The organism is Herpetosiphon gulosus (genome assembly GCF_039545135.1).
Classification (GTDB): Bacteria; Chloroflexota; Chloroflexia; order Chloroflexales; family Herpetosiphonaceae; genus Herpetosiphon; species Herpetosiphon gulosus.
This window is the reverse complement of sequence record NZ_BAABRU010000014.1, coordinates 24,776-44,021: the sequence shown is the minus strand read 5'-3', so window position 1 is coordinate 44,021 and position 19,246 is coordinate 24,776. Positions and strand designations below refer to the sequence as shown.

The 19,246-nt window shown below is 51.0% G+C and carries 19 protein-coding genes; 8 read left to right on the top strand and 11 right to left on the bottom strand.

Translation table 11 applies throughout. The annotated features are described in order from the left end of the window. Window positions 1-6: 6 nt before the first annotated feature. Together ABEB26_RS18595 and ABEB26_RS18590 are read left to right on the top strand one after the other, a co-directional pair. Window positions 7-486 (top strand): hypothetical protein, encoded by a 480-nt coding sequence (locus ABEB26_RS18595; protein ID WP_345723539.1) that lies wholly within the window; start codon window positions 7-9, stop codon window positions 484-486. Beyond that, complete coding sequence (locus ABEB26_RS18590; protein ID WP_345723538.1) at window positions 479-910, top strand: hypothetical protein; 432 nt, start codon at window positions 479-481, stop codon at window positions 908-910. The genes ABEB26_RS18595 and ABEB26_RS18590 overlap by 8 nt, the downstream gene beginning before the upstream one ends. Here the strand turns inward: ABEB26_RS18590 and ABEB26_RS18585 are convergent. Together ABEB26_RS18585 and ABEB26_RS18580 are read right to left on the bottom strand one after the other, a co-directional pair. After that, entirely contained in the window at window positions 899-1,507 is a 609-nt protein-coding gene (locus ABEB26_RS18585; RefSeq protein ID WP_345723537.1) for a trimeric intracellular cation channel family protein, read from the bottom strand. The two genes, ABEB26_RS18590 and ABEB26_RS18585, sit on opposite strands and share 12 nt — an antisense overlap. Before the next feature lie 110 nt (window positions 1,508-1,617). Next, a complete protein-coding gene (locus ABEB26_RS18580; protein WP_345723536.1) occupies window positions 1,618-2,187 on the bottom strand; it encodes a GNAT family N-acetyltransferase in 570 nt (189 codons plus the stop codon). A gap of 75 nt (window positions 2,188-2,262) precedes the next feature. Here ABEB26_RS18580 and ABEB26_RS18575 point away from each other — a divergent pair, with 75 nt between their 5' ends. From ABEB26_RS18575 to ABEB26_RS26975, 3 genes are read left to right on the top strand one after another with little or no spacing between them, the layout of a single operon-like run. Next, window positions 2,263-3,003, top strand: coding sequence for a hypothetical protein (locus tag ABEB26_RS18575; RefSeq protein WP_345723535.1), 741 nt, complete (start codon window positions 2,263-2,265; stop codon window positions 3,001-3,003). Window positions 3,004-3,048: 45 nt separating this feature from the next. After that, window positions 3,049-3,492, top strand: coding sequence for a hypothetical protein (locus ABEB26_RS18570; protein WP_345723534.1), 444 nt, complete (start codon window positions 3,049-3,051; stop codon window positions 3,490-3,492). Beyond that, window positions 3,493-3,612, top strand: a complete 120-nt coding sequence (locus ABEB26_RS26975) for a hypothetical protein (RefSeq protein ID WP_486348318.1) — start codon at window positions 3,493-3,495, stop codon at window positions 3,610-3,612. A 51-nt stretch (window positions 3,613-3,663) separates the two neighbouring features. Here the strand turns inward: ABEB26_RS26975 and ABEB26_RS18565 are convergent, their stop codons facing one another. Beyond that, window positions 3,664-6,651, bottom strand: a complete 2,988-nt coding sequence (locus tag ABEB26_RS18565) for a protein kinase domain-containing protein (RefSeq protein ID WP_345723533.1) — start codon at window positions 6,649-6,651, stop codon at window positions 3,664-3,666. A 404-nt stretch (window positions 6,652-7,055) separates the two neighbouring features. Here ABEB26_RS18565 and ABEB26_RS18560 point away from each other — a divergent pair, with 404 nt between their 5' ends. Genes ABEB26_RS18560 through ABEB26_RS18550 form a run of 3 tightly spaced genes read left to right on the top strand, consistent with a single transcriptional unit; the run spans window position 7,056 to window position 8,991 of the window. Continuing rightward, on the top strand, window positions 7,056-7,916 hold the full coding sequence (locus tag ABEB26_RS18560; protein ID WP_345723532.1) for an ATP-grasp domain-containing protein: 861 nt from the start codon (window positions 7,056-7,058) through the stop codon (window positions 7,914-7,916). After that, window positions 7,913-8,389: a DinB family protein gene (locus tag ABEB26_RS18555; protein WP_345723531.1), complete on the top strand. Its 477-nt coding sequence runs from the start codon at window positions 7,913-7,915 to the stop codon at window positions 8,387-8,389. Before ABEB26_RS18560 ends, ABEB26_RS18555 begins: the two co-directional genes overlap by 4 nt. After that, complete coding sequence (locus tag ABEB26_RS18550) at window positions 8,386-8,991, top strand: HAD-IA family hydrolase (protein ID WP_345723530.1); 606 nt, start codon at window positions 8,386-8,388, stop codon at window positions 8,989-8,991. The genes ABEB26_RS18555 and ABEB26_RS18550 overlap by 4 nt, the downstream gene beginning before the upstream one ends. An 18-nt stretch (window positions 8,992-9,009) precedes the next feature. On the opposite strand, the gene ABEB26_RS18545 is transcribed toward ABEB26_RS18550, so the two are convergent. The 8 genes from ABEB26_RS18545 to ABEB26_RS18510 all read right to left on the bottom strand — a co-directional run bounded on the left by ABEB26_RS18545 (window position 9,010) and on the right by ABEB26_RS18510 (window position 18,807). Continuing rightward, the gene (locus ABEB26_RS18545) at window positions 9,010-9,459 is read right to left on the bottom strand and encodes a tetratricopeptide repeat protein (RefSeq protein WP_345723529.1); all 450 of its coding nucleotides are present in this window, start codon (window positions 9,457-9,459) and stop codon (window positions 9,010-9,012) included. Further along, entirely contained in the window at window positions 9,456-10,550 is a 1,095-nt protein-coding gene (locus ABEB26_RS18540; RefSeq protein ID WP_345723528.1) for a GNAT family N-acetyltransferase, read from the bottom strand. Before ABEB26_RS18540 ends, ABEB26_RS18545 begins: the two co-directional genes overlap by 4 nt. A gap of 65 nt (window positions 10,551-10,615) precedes the next feature. Further along, entirely contained in the window at window positions 10,616-12,298 is a 1,683-nt protein-coding gene (locus ABEB26_RS18535) for an RluA/RlmK domain-containing protein (RefSeq protein ID WP_345723527.1), read from the bottom strand. A gap of 357 nt (window positions 12,299-12,655) precedes the next feature. Further along, window positions 12,656-14,263 (bottom strand): carboxyl transferase domain-containing protein, encoded by a 1,608-nt coding sequence (locus ABEB26_RS18530; protein WP_345723526.1) that lies wholly within the window; start codon window positions 14,261-14,263, stop codon window positions 12,656-12,658. A gap of 54 nt (window positions 14,264-14,317) precedes the next feature. Then, a complete protein-coding gene (locus ABEB26_RS18525; protein ID WP_345723525.1) occupies window positions 14,318-14,746 on the bottom strand; it encodes a YkgJ family cysteine cluster protein in 429 nt (142 codons plus the stop codon). A 336-nt stretch (window positions 14,747-15,082) separates the two neighbouring features. Continuing rightward, window positions 15,083-15,748: a cytochrome c biogenesis CcdA family protein gene (locus ABEB26_RS18520; RefSeq protein WP_345723523.1), complete on the bottom strand. Its 666-nt coding sequence runs from the start codon at window positions 15,746-15,748 to the stop codon at window positions 15,083-15,085. Beyond that, on the bottom strand, window positions 15,745-16,428 hold the full coding sequence (locus tag ABEB26_RS18515) for a TlpA family protein disulfide reductase (RefSeq protein WP_345723522.1): 684 nt from the start codon (window positions 16,426-16,428) through the stop codon (window positions 15,745-15,747). Before ABEB26_RS18515 ends, ABEB26_RS18520 begins: the two co-directional genes overlap by 4 nt. Window positions 16,429-16,662: 234 nt before the next feature. Next, the gene (locus ABEB26_RS18510) at window positions 16,663-18,807 is read right to left on the bottom strand and encodes a glycoside hydrolase family 3 N-terminal domain-containing protein (protein ID WP_345723521.1); all 2,145 of its coding nucleotides are present in this window, start codon (window positions 18,805-18,807) and stop codon (window positions 16,663-16,665) included. Window positions 18,808-19,246: the final 439 nt, after the last annotated feature.

Below are 19,246 nucleotides of genomic sequence, written 5' to 3'. Positions count from 1 at the left end.
AGCAACATGGCTGATCTAGAAAGGGCTGCTGTGATGATTGTTGATCTCTCGACCCGCTTGGATTGTGCCGCCAGCACCGCAATTGAGCATGTAACAACCTCGCGCCTCTTGGAATATGTCGCCAAACCACTGGTAACCTTTGAGCCCAAACAACCCAACCAACTGCCTGACGTTTGGCGCGATGGCACCTATTGGGTCGAATTACGCTTGTTTGGGCTGATTCCGCTTGGCAAGCAGGCGATTGTAATATCGCATCCACAGCAACATCCTTTTACCTTACGCGATAATGGCCATAGCCCGCTAATCAAGCGTTGGGATCATACGATCGAGGTCGCGGTTGAAGGCACAAGCACGCGCTATCGGGATCATGTGGTGGTTGAGGCGGGCTGGTTAACTCCATTGATCTGGCTGTTTGCCCAGTTGTTTTATCGTCATCGTCAGCGCCGTTGGCGACGTTTAGCAGCAAGGCATTTTCGCTATGAATAATGCACTGCTCGATCACACCAATCCGGTAGTGCAATTGTGCATCACTGGAACCCAAGCCGAAATGCACGATCAGATTGGCGCAGCTCAAGCGGCCTATCAACAAGCTTGGGCTTTGGCCCAAACACCATTAGATCGTTGTATCGCGGCACATTATTGTGCACGGCATCAACCACTTGCCACGATGCTCGAATGGAATCAGATCGCCCTTGAACAGGCTAGATTGGTGGAATCAAGCGCAATCAGCGAATTTCTGCCCTCGCTCTATTTAAATTTGGCTTGGTCGTATGAGCAAAATGCCCAGATCGACCAAGCCTTGGAGCAGTATCAAGCCTGTTTGACGAGTTTGGCTGCGTTGGCCGAAGATCCCTATCGCACAATGATCAACGATAGTGCGCTGGCAGCCTTGCAACGGCTAGATCGGTAGAGTCCAATCGTAGCGCACCGCGCCCAAACGCATCGCCGCCGTAATTCCAGTGCAAACCAAGACTGCCAGCGCATCAAAGCCGAGATAGGTACATAACAGGTAACCGCAGGCTCCGACAAAGGCACAAGTAACATACAATTGAGTGCTGCGCTGAAACACCAGCGGAATTTCATTGCACAAAATATCGCGCAACATGCCGCCAACCGAAGCCGTGATCACACCCATCAAGGCGGCAATAAACAACGGCATCGAAGCCTCTAAGCCATAGGCTACACCAACTGCCGTAAACAAACCCAAACCAAAAGCATCGGGAATCATAATCGCCTTTTCGGTCAGGGCGACCCAATCGGCTTTGGCCACAAAAAACGAGCCAATGGCCAAACCAAGCATTAACATTGGATAAATCGGCTGTTGCACCCAATAAAACGGGCGGCGATCGAGCAAAATATCGCGCACCGTTCCGCCACCAAAGGTCGTCACAAATGCCACAGTATAGACACCAATTAAATCGAACGAACGGCGGCGAGCAGTAATAATGCCCGAAATGGCAAAGGCAATCGTGGCACAAATTTCAATAATCGAGAGTAGCGTTTGCACAACAACCTCTACGTTGATTTAGGTTAATACAAAACCGCGCCGAAAGCATCGGGCGCGGTTTATGTCGCGATTGTCTATCACTATACCATGAAGTTACGATCGGTCTATAGCTATTTGGGCATGGTTGAGCTAGGCGGGTAGGCTCCGTGGGTGGCTAAATATTCATCCTGCAACAAATCCATCACCAGATCATCGTGCCAGCGGCCATTGCGAAAATTGATCTGGCGCAAACGCCCAGTGACCTGAAAGCCAACTTTGCTATAGACTCGCTGCGCCCGTTGGTTGTAATCGCGCACAGTCAATTGCAAACGGTGAAAATTCAGCTCAGCAAAGACATAACGCACAATTACATGCATCGCTTCGGTGCCATAGCCGCAGTTCCAAAAATCTTTATCGAGCATAATGCCCAATTCGGCTGAGCGATTTTTTAATTGCGCTCCCCAAACATTGGTAAAGCCAATTAGCTGACCAGTATCGGTGAGTTCAATCGAGAAACCAACATCGCTGCCACCATCACGAAACCAATGGTCAAACATCATCACATTGGTGGTTTCATGGCGCAAACGAATATCGCCATCGGTTTGCAAGGCCATAATTTCTGGGTCACCCCACCATTGATGAAAAATCGGCAGATCTTCTTGACCAACTGACCGCAAGGTCAAACGATTTGAGCTAAACATGGGGTATACTCCAGTGTAATTAAGCAGCGCTGATTGTAGCACGGTATCAGTAGTTTTGGTGTGAGAGGAACGATAATGCTCGATATTGCCCAGCTTGATCAAGCCGCCATGCTCAGCCTTGCCCGCAACCCCCAAACCGACCCACAACAACTGATCGCCCTCGTCGAGTGGCTTAAACTCCAACAAGGCGCTGATTCCGCTCAGCCGACCACGAGTTTTGCTTATCTCAAAAACCAAGCACCGCAAGGCCCACTCGCAGTTATCTTAGAACGCCGAACCTTGCCGCTGCTCGAAGTGTTGATTGCCAACCCAAGTATTCCGCCAATGCTGGCTTTAGAATTTGCCACTGATGTGCCCGCCGCATTTCTGGCGAATCCAGCATTACCCATGTGGCTCCAACACGATCCTGAGTTGTTTAAGCGAATGGAGCCGTTGCGTTGCTTGCAACTACTGAGGCACGCCGCTATTCCGCAGGCTATTTTGGCATCGATTCAAAGCATTAGCCCTGAAATTGAGCAAACCGTGCAACTGCATGTTGCTTCGAATCCTCGGCTTGATGCCAATTGGTACGCCGACTATCAGCATTCCAAACAGCAAATAGCCTTGCCCGATGCCACAGAAACAACATTACTGCAAGAATTAATTAGCTTGAATGCGATTAATCAGCCAATGTTAGGCTGGCTACGCCAATCACCAGCCGAGCAACATCAATTATTGTTTAATCAAGCGGCAGCTACGTCGCAACCTGTGATCGAGCCACAAGCGCTTGAATTTTCCCCAACATACCCAAGATTGCTCGAAGCTCCGCTGGCCTAGCGAATTCAAGTCGCCAATTCCAACGATATTAAGGGTTTAGCAATATTGGCCGAAGATGATGATCCTAAAATTCGGCTATTAGTGGCCCAAAATCCGGCAACTCCGCGTACTGTTCATCAACTATTGGAGCTTGATGATTCGCAGCATGTGCGGGCGGCGCTAGCGCGGAATCCCAACATTAGCCCAAAATTACTGCTGACGCTGGCCCGCGATTACACATGGTCGGCAGTGCCAATTCGCTTGGCAGCAGCACTCAACCCAGCTGCAACTCCCGAGATTCTAGCGCTACTAGCCCAAGATCAAGCCTCGTTGGTACGTCAAACAGTTGGGCAAAACCCGCAGGCCACAGCTGAAATTCTTGATCATGTCCGCCAACGAGCACTAATCGAAGCCCTGTATGCGCTCGATCCATGGCTGCATATGCTGGCATTGGGTCACCCCGCAACCCAAATTGAGCATCTGATAAAGGGTGTTAATTCGCCGTGGTAGCTGGGGCGAGCAGCTTTAGCCGAAAACCCGAGTTGCCCACCCAACGTGCTCGAACAATTGACCAATGACGGAAATTGCTATGTGCAACGCCTAGCCCAAGCTCAATTGGAACGTCGTTAAATAGCAACGAGCCGCGATTTGTTTGATCGCGGCTCGTTGAAACAGATTTGGTTATTGCCAATAGCCAGTCATCAAATCGCCGCCACGGGTTGGGATGCCGCCACCACCTGGTACCGCTTGACCAGAGCCATTGTAAACCGTGAAGGTCACTTCCTGACTGGCAGACAGCCCACAAACATTGGTATTGCCTGCGCCATCGACGTTCCCGCGATTGCCCAAGCCATCGACGGTCACAAACCAGCCACTGGTGTTAACCCCACGAATATGCACCGCAAAACAGGTTGGGTCAACCGCATTGTCGGCATACTTTTGGAAGTATAAGCGTTGAGCTACTGGCACAGGCGTTGGTGTCGGCGGCCTGGTTGGAGTTGCAGGCACGGCAGTAGGCGCGGTTGCCGCAATCCGCGTGTTGGCCGTAGCAACATCTAAACTGCTATCTTGCTCTTTCAGCGCAGCAGCTTCGCGATAGATTGCATTGGCTTCGGCGGTATCGCCAGCCTCTTCTAGCTCGCGTCCGCGCCCGAGATAGGCTTCATACAATTGTTTGACTGTTTGCAACTTACCCATAATTTCGCCAAATTCGCCACTACCAGCGGTTTGGGCTTCTTTGTAGCCATTAATTGCTGCTTGCCAATCTTGTTGTTCGGTGGCAGTTTGGCCATTGCGATAGACATTCAGCACTTTGGCTAAGTTGCCACCTGGTTGATGATCTGGCTTGAAACTAAAGGTTTTGTTGAGAATTTCCAAGCTTTCAGCAACTTTGTCAGGGCCAGTTAATTCGCTAACCGCCCAGTTGTAGTAGGTTGCCGAGCCAATATTGCTCAAATCGAGATAGGCAGGATCGATCGCAAGCACTTTGTCGAAGGCCGCCGCCGCATTGGGCCAATCTTGTTTGGCATAGGCCTCTTGCCCAACGATATATTCCAAGCGTTTAGCTTCTTGAGGGTCGGCGGTTTCGGCTACAGTTGGGGTGGCCGCATTGGTTGCCGCAACCGTTGGAGTACTCTCGCCAACCGCAACTACCGAGGTAGCCGTAGCACCGCTAGCAATATTTGGGTCGTCCTCGCCTTGGCCAAAGCTCAAAAATGCAATCACAATTAAAGCTAATAAGGCACTACCCAAGGCCACTAAAACCTTTGGCGAACGCAAGAAATCTTTTGCTTTAGCGACTGGCGATGCCTTCGATGGCATGGCATAGGGCGGTGGAGCTGGCGCATATTCAGTTTCCACCGCCTGAACTGCTTGAACAGGAGCGACTGGCCGTGCCAGCTCAATCCGTTGGGCATTAATTGGCCGCGCTGGCCCTTTTTTGGGCAGTTGCTGGTTTGGCTGCGAAGCCCCAGTCATTGGCGGATACGATTGATTACCCGTTGCTGGTGGGTAGGCCTGATTGCCAGTGGGCGGCATATAGGTTTGGTTACCCGTTGCTGGCGGATAGGCTTGGGGCTGATTCGGCGGATAGGCCGGATACATCACGGTGCTTTCGTTATCAACTGGCTGGTTGGTTCGACTTGGAATTGGCCGATTGGGTACGCTCGCATTTGGCGTGTACATCATTGTGCTTTGGTTATCCAGCGGCATGGTTGGCGCAGCTGGCAACGGCTGGTTGGCCTGCGATTGTACACTTGGCAAGGGTTGATTCGGCTTCGTAATCGGTGCTTGTCGCAACGATGGGTTGGCTGCTGGTGGCGTATAAATCTGGGTCGCATCAACTGGCGGCTTGGCCGCTGGCACAGCTTGTTGCAGCACTGGATTCGGGGTTGGTGGCGTGTAGATCTGGGTTGGCTCGTTTGGTGGCGGCGCAGCCGATTGTTGTACCACCGGATTCGGGGTTGGTGGCGTGTAGATCTGGGTTGGCTCGTTTGGTGGCGGCGCAGCCGATTGTTGCACCACCGGATTCGGGGTTGGTGGCGTGTAGATCTGGGTTGGCTCGTTTGGTGGCGGCGCAGCCGATTGTTGCACCACCGGATTTGGCGTTGGTGGCGTGTAGATCATTGTGCCTTCGTTAGCCTCAGGCATGGCCGAGGCGGCTGCTGCTGAAGCTGCAACTCCTGCAACAAAGGCTTGAGTTGGGTTATCGCCACTTGATTGATTGCGTGGTGGTGGTCGATTTGGTGCTCCAGGCCGACCAGCAATTGGAATCATCGGGCGACCACTGGCATTCAATTGTTGCGCAGGCCGATCGCTGACCCGATTGAATTTAGCTTGTTTCAAGGCCTCAACAAAATCCGACATCGTGGCAAAGCGTCGAATTGGATCTTTAGCAGTTGCTTGAGCCAGAATTTCAGCAGTCAGTGGAGGCACATGCGGCGCAACATCTTGCAATGGCGGCAGCGGTGTGGTTAAAATTTTGCTCATGGCAATTTGGGCATTGGTGCTGATATTGGCATAGGGGTTATGCCCAGCCAACGATTCATACAGAATCAAGCCCAAGGCATAAATATCCGAGCGCACATCAGCGGTTTCGCCCTCGAAAATTTCGGGAGCAGTATAGGCGACCGTGCCAGCAAAACCGCCAGCCTTGGTCATGCGGGCCTCATTGTTGGCGAGGGCAATCCCAAAGTCGGCAAGCACCGCATGGCCGTTGCTACGAAACAGAATATTGCTCGGCTTGATATCGCGGTGAATAAAGCCCTTACCATGGGCATAATCCAAGGCCGAGCCAATTTGCTCACCCATTTCAAGTGTCAAGTTCAATGGCTGTTGTGGCTGTTGACGCAAGCGATCAGTCAGCGTACCCCCAGCGATATATTCCATAGCAATATAGTGGATCGGCTGGTAGGGGTTTTGAGCTTGAGCCACATCGCTGGCTTCATACAATTGCACAATATGCGGGTGGTGCAAGGTGCGATTGGCCCGCGCCTCACGCATAAAGCGCTGAAGCGTATCGTTATCGTGGGCAAAATAGGGTGGTAATACTTTGAAGGCAACGAGACCATAGGCTTGATGCTGCGCTCGATAGACTTGCGCCATCCCACCACGGCCAATCTCTTCTTGCAATGTATACTCACCCAGTTGGGTATGTTCAAATGATTTCATTGCTGTAATCCTACAACGTCAACTGCGGAGTATCCGCTTCGAGTATCAAGTGCCAAAAATTGCAGGCTAGATTGATGCCCCATTATCACATTATTCGGCAACATTGACAAGCACGAAATTGATTATTTAAAAATTTTATTAATTCGGGCCTAAATCCCTTGTTAGCGCATTGAATCGGATCATATTCAGGTGAAAATGCTTGCTAGCTATATGGATATTCACAACAAGCTTAGTTTGTTTTAGCCAATTATGATTAAATACAAATCACTTTAGCTGTATATAATTGCTAGGTTTTATCAATTTCGTGCTGCACTGTGGCAAAATGCCACTTGCAACTAGCGCAGAGTGCGGTATGCTACATGCCAACCACAGAGCTTCCCTCATAACTTTTTTAAGGACGATCCATGAATCCGAATATTCGTTTGCTGTCGCTGGCTTGTGAACGGCTCGGTTTGACGTATGAACATTTACACTCGACGGAAAACATTCTGCGCATCGTTGGTCCTACCCGTAATTGGCTGTTTGTTAATTGGAAAGCACCGCTCAACGACAACACAATGAGCGAAATCTGCCGCGATAAAGATTATTTTTTCACCCTCACCCACAATTGGATTAAACAACCGCAAACTGAATCGTATTTCCATCCGCTTGGGCCGGATCGTTTTGCCAAATATCGCGCCTTCGATAGCCTTGAAGCAATCGCCGATGATGTGCTGGCTAAATTCGCCATGCCGGTGATGATCAAACGCAATCGTGGCTCGGGCGGCTTGAATGTATTTCGCTGCCACGACCGCGAGGGCATTATTCGCGCGTTAACCAAAATTTTCGATGGCGCAAGCAAAGATTTTGATTATATTGCACTGGCTCAGAGCACAATCGAGATTGCCCACGAATATCGCGCGGTCTTTTTGGATGGCCAGTTGATTTTGCTCTACGAAAAAAATATCGACCAGGCCATGTTTGAAGGCAATCTTAGCCCCTTGCACTGGAATGGTGGCCGGGCAGTGGTGATTGACGATCAAACCTTACATACCACGATTAGCAATTTTGCGGCCTCGCTGTTTGAAGCCTTGCCTTTGCGTTGGACAGGCTTAGATATTGCCCAAGATCGCAATGGTGAATGGTGGCTGATTGAGGCCAATGCCTCGCCTGGCTTTGAATATATTGCCCGCGATGCTGGCGATGATGTGATCGTCGGCGTATATACCCATGTGCTCCAAACTTTAGGTGTTGTCAGCCCCAAACTCGTAGGAGAACTGGCATGAGTGAGCAGCGCGACCAATGGATTAGCCAAATTGAACAATTACCAGCCCAATTAACTGAGCTTGTACGACCACTCAGCCCAAGCCAACTGACCACGCCATTTTTAGCCAACGAATGGAGCGTGGCCCAAAATATTCATCATCTGGCCGATTCGCATATGAATTCGTATATTCGTTGCAAATTGATCGCCAGCGAAGAAAACCCTACACTCAAGCCCTATGATCAAGATGTTTGGGCGGCGTTTGGCGATGCCCAGCAGGCCGATGTCGAAATTTCATTGCAACTGTTGCGTTCATTGCATGCCCGCTGGGTGCAATTTTGGCGCGAATTGCCTGAAGACGCTTGGCAACGCACCGGCTTTCACCCCGAAAATGGCCCAGTCAGCTTAATCAGTTTGGTCGAAACCTATGCCAACCATGGCCTCGGTCATCTCGACCAAATTCAGCGCACCTTGGCGGCTGAGCCACAAGCATGAGCAGGTTGCAAGCAGTCTTGTTTGATGTTGATGGGGTGCTGTGTATGCCGATGTTTCGCTTTGCGGCCTATTTGGAGCGCGAACATCACATCACATTCAAGCATACCCAAGCATTTTTTCAAGGGGTATTTTTGGATTGTATCGATGGCAAGGCCGATCTGCGTGAGGTCTTGCCGCCTTACCTTGAACAATGGGCTTGGTCCAGCGACCTTGATAGCTTCTTGGAGCGTTGGTTCCATGAAGAAAGCTTGGTTGATGCACGGGTGTTGAATGCGATGCAAATGCTGCGCGAACGCGGAATTAAGTGCTATCTTGCGACTAACCAAGAGCGCCATCGCAGCAACTACCTTTGGCATGATTTGGGCATGTGGCGTTGGTGCGATGGCATGTTGGCCTCATCGAGCATTGGTGCACGCAAACCAATGCCCGAATATTTCGAGCGGGTCAGCCAGCAACTTGGCTTAGCACCTGCCAGTATCGCCTTTTGGGATGATGCCCAAGCCAATGTTGTTGCGGCGCAAAGCCATGGCTGGCAAGCCCAGCACTATCGCGATTACCATGACCTAGCGGCTTGGCTCAAAACCAATAGTCCCCAAGCATAACCCCAAACGCGGCTGGAGCTACTCGGTACTTTCGCTCCAGCCGCGTTCTTGTAATTCTTCGCGTAAACGTTCAGTCAAACGCTCGGCATCGACCCGCCAACTATGGGTCGCTGGAGCCAACTTCAAAAATTGATCAAAATCGGCTATCGCGCGTGCTGCTGCATGCAAGCCATGAAAACTATGCAAAATGCCACGTTGCAAATATGGCTCGGCCCACTCAGGCTCCAGCTTGATCAGATCACCAAAGTCGCGCACAGCTCCAGCATAATCATCAAGCTCGCGTCCACGAATCACCGCCCGCCGCAAAACGGGCATACCCCACCACGGTGCATAGGTTTGGGCACGGGTATAGGCATTGAAGGCCCAACGATAGAGTTGCTTGGAAAGCGTGCGATTGCCCCAATAGGTGCAACTTTGGCCCCAGGCAAACCACATTTTGGCGCTGAAGGGAATTTTTGGTTCGCTCATGCAGGCTCCTTTCGAGCAATCGTTTTGACCCATGGCGGATTATTGGGAATATCAGCCTCAACCACCCATTGTTCAAGCACCTTCAAGCCAACCCCAGCCAAAGCCTTGGTCACCAATTCTGGTTGATGATAGGCAAAGAAGCGCCCATCAGCATGCATTTGTTCGCCTTCGCCAACTTTTAGGCTGAAATAAAAAATCCCTTGCGATTGCAAGACGCGGGCAATTTCATTCAAGGCCAGCGAAAATTCCAAATGTGGCAGGTGCAACAGCGAGGCTTGCGCCCAAACTCCTTGCACGCTAGCCGTGGCAATCGGCAAACTCCGCGCATCACCAGCAATCAAATTCACCTCAGCATGCTTGGCAAGTTGCAACATAGCCCAAGTCGGGTCTAGTCCAAGCACCTGATAACCAGCCTCGTGCAGCATCAAGGCATCGCGGCCAGGCCCACAACCAACCTCAAGAATTTTAGCGGGTGCCACCAAGTGGTGCATAAAACGATCACGTGATTCTAAAATCCAAGGGTTAATTGCACCCCGTCGTTGCTGATAATCCTCAGCGATTGTTTCGTAGGTCGCCACAGTTTGATTCGCTATACGCTTAGTTGGCTTATGCAGGATGGCGTAAAAATTACCAGGAGCGCTAGTCATTTCGCGACGCTCGTGATAGCGATAGCCCCAACGCTCGTACATCGCCTGATTTTCGGGCGAAACTTCGAGCGCTCCCAACGAAATGCTTTGATAGCCTTGAGCACTGGCCCATTGTTCGACGGTTTGCACCAAAAGCTTGCCATAACCGCGACCTTGAGCGGCAGGATCGACGCTCAAACGCCAGAGGTGCAAGTCGGTGTCGGTTGGGCTGAATGTGCCAACGCGCACTGCTGCTACAATCTGGCCTGCCTCTTCAACCACCAAAATCTGCCAATTGGGATGCTTGGCCTGCGAGGCGCTCAGGCTCTCGACGGTTTCGTTATAGACATAGGCATATAGCTCGCTTTTGGCCCGTTGCGGGGCATAGGCCGCATAAGTTACCGCAATCACCGCCGGATAATCGGCGCTGCTAGCCAAACGAACTTGCACTTGTTGACGTTCCATTGCGCTCCGACCTTAAACAGCAAAATACTCCGCTCTCTACTATACATCAGAAGTTTAAAGCCACATTAATCGTTGGTTTGACCACTCGCCAAAATAATTTTCAAGTGGCTTTCGCCATAGGCAGCGGGGTAATCTAAGGGTGAGGCCGGATAATTGGCTTCAATCGTGCCATGCCACCGTCCTTGCTGCATACCGCGTTCAACTTGGCCGCGAAATTGCCGCCGCGAAAGCCCAACATGGTTACAGCAAGCGATCAGATGCCCATCTACTGGCAACAACTGCACCGCCAAGGCCACCAAATCGGCATAATCTTCTTCGGCTCGCCAGCGCTTACCACGATTGCGAGCAAATGACGGTGGATCAAGAATCACCAGATCGAATTGGCGACCTTGGCGTACCCAACGGCTAAGCCAATCAAAAACATCGCCAAACACAAACTGGCGATCTTCAACAACCAATTGATTCAGGCCATAATTAATTTTGCCCCAATCCAACGAGCGCCGCGACAGATCAAGATTGGTCACGATTGCCTCGGGTGCATCGGCAAAGGCCGCCACCCCAAAGCCACAGGTATAGGCAAAGGTATTGAGCACCCGCAGTTGACGCTTGGCAACCAAATTGCGCACCCGTTGGCGAGTTTCGCGCATATCGGCATATAAACCAATGCTCAAACCATCGTTGGGGCGTAATTCATAGCTTAACCCAGCTTCTTGCACCACCACTTGCTCAACTGGCTCACCCCACACTGGCCTAGTAGGAGCTAGCTCAGCCATTGTGGCATCATCAACTTTGGCAGCGGTGCGTGGGCGATATTTGGCATAAATTGCTTGCGGCTGCCATTGCGCAACCAAAGCATTGATTAAGCTGGCTGGCACTTGACGCACTTTTTCGTCATAGCACGAGGCAACTAATACCTGATCAAGTTTATCGACCGTCCAATGCTGAAGCCATGGATGAGTCAGGCCATCGCTTGGGCCATGAAACACCCGAAAAATCGTTGTAGCAGGATCGGCTGCGAGCACCGCCCGCCGCTCAGCCGCCAACTCAATTAAGCCATTGAGCGCTGCTAGCTCATTGCTTTGTTGTAATTCGGGCAAGCCTTGAGCCACTCGTGCGAACAAAGCTGGGGCTGGCGCTTGAACATGCAACGGCTGTTGGGTAAGCGGGTGGGTAAAACGTAATTCGCTGGCATGCAGCATAAGTCGGGGGGCGGCTCGGGCCACATCATACAGCGAATCGCCAACAATTGGATGGCCCAAAAATTCGCAGTGCACTCGTAATTGATGGGTTCGGCCAGTTTTTGGCTGTAATTCCACCAAGCTAAATCGCTGATCAGGGCTGCTGGTCAAGACGCGATAATGAGTAATTGCTGATTGAGCACGCCGATCATGGGCTGGGGCAACTTGGATCATGCCATCGCCAGCAGGCGCTAAGGCAGCATCGATCATCCCTTGGCTTTGGCTGGGCACGCCATACACCAAGGCTTGGTAGGTTTTTTCAATCGTATGTTCAGCAAAGGCCGTGGCTAAATTGGCGTTGGCAGCGGGGTCAAGCGCAAACAGCATCACACCCGAGGTATCGCGATCAAGTCGCTGATGAATCGCCAAATACTCAAGCTGCAATTGGGCACGCAAGGCGCGTTCAACATCGGTTAATGCCAAATCGCCTTGAGGCGCGTGGGTTGCTACCCCAGTTGGTTTATTGATCACCACGATTTGCTCGTCGCGATAGAGAATTTCTATGTGCATTTTTTCATTCCTTCAGTTAATTGCTGCTTAGTGTACCGTAAAACCAAGGATGAAGGATGAAGGATGAGGGATGAATGATAATAAATAGGGCTATTAGCTGAGAGCTATGGGAGTATTATTCGGGTAATTCCTGGCTAAAAATGGAATTTTAGTTTAACGCAGAGGCGCAGAGAGTGCGAGGGAGCAGGATTCAGGTGTCAGGGACTAGTGGTAATAGGCATAGAATGAGAATCAAATCCATCTGTGCTAATCTGTGGCTAAAAAATAACCCTTTGCGTTTTTCGTGGTTCCAACCCTTCGTGGCCTTAGTAGATCAAATGCCCCCTCGACTCATAATCAAGGGGGCAGTTCAGCACATTACATCCGAAACACACCATATTTAACATCAGCTAATGGCGCATTGGCGGCTGCCGATAAACCCAGCGCCAAGGCCATGCGCGTATCAACCGGATCAAGAATCCCATCATCCCACAAACGAGCACTGGAATAATAGGGGTTGCCCTCAGCCTCGTATTTATCGAGAATTGGCTGCATAAAGGCTTGTTGCTCCGCCAAACTCATGTCTTGGCCTTTGGCTTGCAAGCCATCGCGGCGCACGGTCAGCAACACGTTGGCTGCTTGCGAACCACCCATCACCGAGATGCGGCTATTGGGCCACATCCAGAGTTGGCGCGGGCTATAGGCTCGGCCACACATGCCATAGTTGCCAGCACCAAACGAGCCGCCGATCACTACAGTAAATTTTGGCACACGAGCATTCGATACTGCCATCACCATTTTGGCACCATCTTTGGCAATCCCACGTTGCTCGTATTCGCGGCCCACCATAAAGCCCGTGATATTTTGCAAAAACAGCAGCGGAATCGCGCGTTTGTTACAAAGCTCAATAAAGTGCGCCGCCTTGAGGGCACTCTCGGAGAATAAAATGCCGTTGTTGGCCAAAATGCCCACTGGATGACCATAAATGTGTGAAAAGCCCGTCACCAAGGTTGTGCCATAACGCGCCTTGAATTCATCCAAGCGCGAGCCATCGACAATACGGGCGATAATTTCGCGTACATCGAATTGTTTACGAGTATCGGCGGGAATAATGCCATACAATTCTTGGGGATCGTAGCGTGGCGCTTCGGGCGTGCGCAGCGGCCATGGGTTAGCTTTGCGCCGCTGCAAATTGGCCACAATCGAGCGTGTAATTGCCAAGGCATGCTCATCGTTATCAGCAAAATGGTCGGCAACACCTGATAGGCGGGTATGCACATCAGCGCCGCCTAAATCCTCGGCGCTAACAATCTCGCCAGTTGCTGCTTTGACCAGGGGCGGGCCACCCAAAAAGATCGTGCCTTGTTCGCGTACAATCACAACTTCATCGCTCATGGCTGGCACATAGGCTCCGCCAGCGGTACAACTACCCATCACCACCGCAATTTGTGGAATACCCAAGGCCGACATTTGCGCTTGATTGTAGAAAATCCGCCCAAAATGTTCGCGATCGGGGAAAACCTCAGCTTGCAAAGGCAAGAATGCCCCACCGCTATCAACCAAATAAATACAAGGGAGATGATTTTGCAAGGCAATTTCTTGGGCACGCAAATGTTTTTTGACAGTTAATGGATAATATGTGCCGCCCTTGACCGTGGCATCGTTGGCAACGATCAGCACTTCAACTCCCGATACCCGCCCAATTCCGGTAATGACACCAGCTGCTGGCACATCATCGTCGTAGACTTGCCACGCGGCCAATGTGCCAATTTCGAGCCAAGCACTCCCAGGATCAAGCAAACGCTCGATCCGATCACGCACCAGTAATTTGCCTCGGCGTTCGTGACGGGCACGCGCTTCGGCGCTACCACCTTGGGCAATTTGCTGGGTCTGTTGGCGCAATTCGGCGCTTAATTGGCGATGAAAATCAACATTTTGGTGAAATTCAGGGCTATGGATATCGAGCGTACTCTGAATGATCGACATTGATCGTTCCTTATCACTAGACGTTCGCTGGGCACATGATACCGATGATCGCGCTTAAAACAAACCAACCCGAATCGTTTGCTCGCCATAGGGAAAATCGGGGTCATCGGGATACATGCCGTAGCGCGAGAAAACCCAGGCCCGCAAAGCATGTTCGTTGTCAATCACTGCTTCGAAATGCGGTGGCTGATGGCGCTCACAGGTTGCAACTTCATACTCAACACAAACATTCGGGCGCTGCATATAAATCCCACAGCGGCTATCTTCTTGCAAATGTTCGCATGGCAGGGCAATTTCCAATTCCCAGACCGATTGCTTGACTAAGCATTTGACTCCACGATGCAGCACCAACCAGCGCAACACATCAAAATCCTCACGGGTTTCGGGGGTATCAATTGGTAATACAAACGAGCGGCAACATAAACCACCACAACCAGCACAACTTGGCTGGCTCTGATTAAGTACATTCAAGGCAAGCGACATAATTTTGTTCCTTGTGGATGAAGGTAAAACACTGGACAGATCTATTTTAATCCAAAAGAACATATTTAACCGCGAAGGACACGAAGAACCACGAAGCAAACTAATCAGTCTTCGTGGTTCTTACTGGTTCTATGTTCTATGTGTAATGGTTCATTGGGTTGGCAACGCATGGCATGCCCTCACCCCCTCGCCCCCTCTCCCGCACGCGCGGCGAGGGGGAACCGCTCCAACAGTGCTCCCCTCGCCCGCCGCCGTGGGAGAGGGGCTGGGGGTGAGGGCACGAGCACTGGTTGTTAACCTCATAATCCATTACAGCTATGTTCTATGCTGATGTGGCTACAGATTTGGCAGCACTTCTACCACAATCCCAAATAGCCCAATTGCTAGTAGCAAGATTCCAGAGAAGCGATTGAGCCAACTATGCGAACGGGTTGTCCACTTGGTAAACGCCCGTTGAATAGGTTGGGCAAATAGTGGCAATACCACCAACGGCCAGCCAAAGCCCACACCAAACCATACAAAGTAGAGGATTCCGTCAATCAAGGCTATTGGGTCGCCAACACCCAAGAGAAAGGCACTGATCACTAATGGGCCAGTACAGGGCAAGGTCATTGGGCCTAAACCAAGCCCATAGATAAAAGCGCCCGCAGCTGGATGGCGCATAATCGGTATTTGGAGTTGGCTCATACGGGTAAATGGATTGCGATCAAGCAGCATCAAAATACCAAGGATTATCACCGTGCCATAGAGCAGTGGTAAAAGCACTGGCAAAATCGTGCTAAGCGATTGTTGCAATAAAAATGCGATCAAGCCAACCACCAACATGAGGGTTAAAATGCCACTCAGCACCAAGATTCCCAATCCGGCCATAAACCAAGCAGGTCGCGCCTGTTTTTGAGTTCCTGCCAAATAGGCCAGCATCCCAGGGTAGAGTGGCAACATACAAACATTGCCGAGAATCGCCCCATTGCCTAACAGAAAAGCCTCAAAATACTGGCTCATGGTGCAGTTGCTCCTGCTGCTTGCAGTGCCCTGATTAAGCCATCGCTTGGGTCGATTCCCGTGCTGAGTTCAGTCGTCGTTCCATCAGGGCGAATAATAAAATGTGGCGTTGCCGGAGGATTGGTGATGGTTCGACCAAATACTGCGGTTAATTCGCGCAACATCTCGGGAGTACTCACCGCAAAAAGCCAATCAAATCCCGCAGCATCAGCATAGGCCGCGAGATCGCTTGCGGCAAGATCGGTTTCAACGCTTAGCCCAATAAACACAACATCGGGATTATTCAGTTGGGCTTGAGTCTCAGCAACAATTGTAAGCTGTTTACGACAATTACTACACCATGTTGCCATCGGCTCAACGTAGATGGTCTTACCATGAAAATCTGCGAGGGTAAACGATTCACCAGTTCGCGCATTGATTAATGGCAACGTTTGCCAAACTGCAAGATTCGCGACTGTTGGCACAACCGTTGGTTCCGGTGCATTCGGCGTTGCTGGAATTATGGTTGATGCCTGATTGGCATTGCCTGAGTCGGCTACACTGGCGGTTGCTGTCGCGGCGGTAGTAGCCGTAGCCGCAACCACTGGTGATGATGGGGTAGTAGGATTGGCTGCACTCCCACAGGCCGACAGCAAACTCAAACCAAGCATACCGAGCATGACCCTACGTAGATGGCGCATACTATCCTCCAAAGATCGATTTTTGCTCATCTAGTATAGATAGATTTATGTGTATCAAATCTTACAGAATGCTTACGAATACAATCATCAGGTTTTGGCACAGAGGAATTATGGCTGTAGGCTATTGGCTATCGGAACATTCGTTCAAAAGCCAATAGCCAATTTTTCTTCGTGGTTCTTCGTGTCCTTCGTGGATCGACACTGGTTCTATGCTCTTTGTTCTATGTTCTCACTCTATGCCACTAATTCAAAGCTTGCCTGCAAACCACCAAGGCTGCTTGGCGCAACCCAAAGGTTGAATTCACCTGGCTCGACGATGCGTTGCATGGCGTTGTTGTGGAAGCTCAAATCAGTGCTGCTCAGTTCAAATGTTACTGCTTGGCTCTGGCCTGGCTCTAAATAAATTCGTTGGAAGCCTTTGAGTTCTTTGATTGGCCGAGTCATACAGCCAACCACATCGCGAATATACAATTGCACCACTTCTGAGCCAGCAAGTTTACCGGTGTTGGTGATCGTAGCGGTGATGCTGAGCGTTTGATCAAACCCTATTTTTGGGCTAGATACGCGCAAATTGCTATAGCCAAATGTGGTGTAGCTCAAGCCATAGCCAAAAGCAAACAAGGGCCGATGATCAACGTCGAGATAGCTTGAGGTAAAACCACTAGGATCAAGCGGCGTGCCCGTGGGAATGCTTGGGGCATCTTCGCTTGGTGGGCGACCAGTATTTTTGCGGCTGTAGTAAATTGGCACTTGGCCAACAGTACGCGGGAAGCTAATCGGCAAGCGGCCTGAAGGATTATCCAAGCCAAACAGTAAATCGGCGATCGCAGGGCCAGCCATGGTTCCAGGATGCCACGCATACAATATTGCCTGCACTTTATCCTGCAATTCGCCCAACACCAACGAGCGCCCAGCCATCACGACCGCAACCACGGGCTTGCCCGTTGACACCAAGGCATCGACCAACGCCAGTTGTGCCCCAGGTAAATCGATGAAGGCGCGGCTATGGGCTTCGCCACTCAAGCCAGCATCTTCACCTAAAAAGGCAATAACCACATCAGCAGACTGAGCCGCCGCCACCGCCTCGCCAAACAAACTTTGATCTAAACTGCGAGCTTCGGGCAGGCCTTGAGCAAAGTGCACCCGCTCAGCACCAAGCAATTCGCGAATCGCTTGCAACGGGGTTTGGCTATCTTCGGGCTTGCCATCGAACACCCAGCAGCCAAGCTGATCGGCGGCATGGTTGGCGAGCGGGCCAATGATTGCAACCTTCGTTTGCTCTGGGTTAAGCGGCAAAGTTGCTTGATTGCTCAACAACACACAACTTTCTTTGGCAATTTGGCGAGCCAAAGCCAAATGATCAGGTGCAACTACTGATTCAGCCGCCGCAGCGTTGGCGTAGGGTTGATCAAACAAGCCCAAACGGAACTTGATGCGCAACACCCGCCGCACTGCATCATCAATTAAATCGAGGCTGAGTGCGCCAGTTTCGATCAATTCAGCCAGATATTCGGCATAGCTGGTGCTGGCCATTTCCATATCTACCCCAGCTGTTACGCCTTTCAAGGCCGCATCACGCAAATCGGCGGCATAGCCATGAGCGATCATTTCGGCAACTGAAGCCCAATCGCTGACCACCATGCCATCGTAGTTCCACTCACCTTTTAAAATTTGGCGCAGCGTAAATTCGTTGCCCGAGGTTGGCACGCCATTCAAATCGTGGAAGGCGCTCATCATGGTAGCCACGCCAGCATCGGCGGCAGCTTGGAATGGCGCTAAATAAACATCACGCAAGAGCACTTCGGGAATCCAAGCGGTATTGTAATCACGGCCATTTTCGCTTGCGCCATAGCCCACATAATGCTTAGCACAAGCAGCAATTGCATCGGGGGCGGTCAAATCGTCGCCTTGAAAGCCCTCGACCATTGCCACACCCATCAAGCTCGAAAGATAGGCATCCTCGCCACAGCTTTCGGCGATCCGGCCCCAACGTGGGTCACGCGAAATATCGATCATCGGGGCGAACGTCCAGTTGATACCTGAGGCTGAGGCTTCGCGGGCGGCAATCCGGGCGGCTTCGCGTACAAGCTGAGGATTAAACGAAGCAGCCTGACCAAGTGGAATTGGGAAAATTGTGCGAAAACCGTGGATCACATCGCGGCCAATTAACAGGGGAATTCCCAAGCGTGATTCTTCGACAGCGATGCGCTGAATTTCGTGGGCCTCGGCATCAATCACATTCAGAACCGACCCTAAGTTGCCTTCGCGCACCAGTTGTTGCTGGGTTTCACCAGTGCCATGAAGTTGGCGCATTTGGCCAATCTTCTCGGTGAGGGTCATTTGGGCCAACAATGCTTCGATTTGTTGCTCATACTGCATATTCGTTTGTCCTCATTGAGCCAGATGACTGTCATAGTCAAGTCAGCAATTGCCATTCGACAGCCCAGAAATGGCAGTTGCCACGCATGCAGGATCGTGATTTTTTGAGCTTGGGCTAGCATAATTTGGGTGAAACCGCTGATTTTTGCTTTCGGTAACGTTTCCGGTATCGTTAACGGATATTCTGTAAGCGCTTGCAATTGTGCCGTTAAGCCGAAACTCTGTCAAGTTGATAAAAAGGCTATGCAAATGGTTTCAATTCACTTGGTGATTGCATCATTTTCACCACCCTTCCGTCCCGCCTCAAGGCGGGAAACGCAGTGGGTTTTCATCCCCCTGCACCCCCTAAAGTACATTTTATGGGTGTCAGAAGTGCCACGATATAACTGAAATTTGGTCGAAAAACTGATAAAAATCAAGACCGAGGAAATTCCTCGGC